General features: G+C 65.5%; 1 protein-coding gene and 1 other annotated feature. The gene reads left to right on the top strand.

Annotated elements, in window-relative coordinates:
• Positions 1–48 precede the first annotated feature (48 nt).
• Positions 49–1,286 (top strand): IS3 family transposase gene (locus K5S26_RS18475; RefSeq protein WP_221860998.1). Its coding sequence is split into 2 segments (ribosomal slippage): positions 49–334 and positions 334–1,286, totalling 1,239 coding nucleotides; the frame shifts between segments, so codons are not numbered across the junction.
• Positions 321–444, top strand: a sequence feature (AL1L pseudoknot). Its footprint overlaps the gene before it by 124 nt.
• Positions 1,287–1,308: the final 22 nt, after the last annotated feature.

Here is a 1,308-nt window from a genome sequence, read left to right as displayed (position 1 = left end):
GAATCGGCCTGGCTTTCGTTCCGTCCTCTAATCCAGGATGGGATGACGATGCCGAAGAAGTTCGAACCGGAGATGCGTGAGCGGGCGTTGCGGATGCTCGCTGAGGCGCTGCCGGAGCACAAGAGTAAGTCCGAGGCCGCGCGTCACGTCGCGGGGCTGTTGGGGATGAGTCCGGAGACACTGCGGACCTGGTCTCGGCGGGTCGAGGTCGATCAGGGCCGTGTCCCAGGGGTCCCGACCGATGTGGTCGAGGAGAACCGGCGGCTTCGTCGAGAAGTGGCCGAGCTCCGCAAGGCCAACGACGTCCTGAAGGCCGCGAGCGTGTTTTTCGCCAAGGAGCTCGACCGGCCCACGACGAGATGATCCGGTTCATCGACGAACACCGTGATCAGTTCGGGGTCGAGCTCATCTGCCGGGTTCTGCGCCCGGCGGTGCGTGGCTTCATCACCTCGCGGGGCTATCGAGCTGCGAAGACTCGCCCGCGATCGGCGCGGCAACTGAAGGATGATCTGCTGGTGCCTGAGGCCGCACGGTTGCACGCGGAGAACTACGGCGTCTATGGGCGCCGGAAGATGCATGCGTTGATGCGTCGGCAGGGGTGGGATGTCGGCCGCGACCAGACCGAGCGGCTGATGCGTCTGGCCGGCGTTCGCGGGGTGAAACGCTCCAAGCGGATGCAGACCACCCGGCGTGACCCGGCCGCCAGGCTGCCGGCTGATCTGGTCCAGCGCCGATTCACCGCAGATGCCCCGCGGCGGCTCTGGGTCGCCGACATCACCTATGTCGCGACGTGGTCGGGGTTCGCCTATGTCGCGTTCGTGACCGACGTCTACTCACGACGGATCGTGGGCTGGAACGTCGCGGCGACGTTGAAGGCCGACATCCTCCCGTTGCAGGCTCTCGACATGGCCGCCTGGGATGCGGGAGGCCGACTCGACGGCCTTGTTCACCACGCCGATCATGGGTCGAACTACCTGGCGCTGGTCTATACCGACCGGATCGCCGAGCTCGGCGCGAAGCCGTCGACTGGCAGCGTCGGCGACTCCTACGACAATGCGCTCGCCGAGGCCGTCAACGGCCTCTACAAGACCGAGCTGATCCGACAGCGAGGACCATGGCGCACTGTCGAACAGGTTGAGCTCGCCACCCTCGAATACGTCTGGTGGTGGAACAACGCCCGCCTCCACGGCGAACTCGACATGCGCACCCCGATCGAGACCGAGACCGAGTACTACGCTGCCCTTGAATCAGCCAACCCGGCCACCGCCGGACAGACAACCGGATAGGAACGAAAACCAGGCCGATTCA

It is taken from the genome of Microbacterium marinilacus, from assembly GCF_019753765.1.
GTDB lineage: Bacteria > Actinomycetota > Actinomycetes > Actinomycetales > Microbacteriaceae > Microbacterium > Microbacterium marinilacus.
The sequence above is the reverse complement of the archived record's forward strand: the minus strand, read 5'-3'. Positions and strand labels throughout refer to the sequence as shown.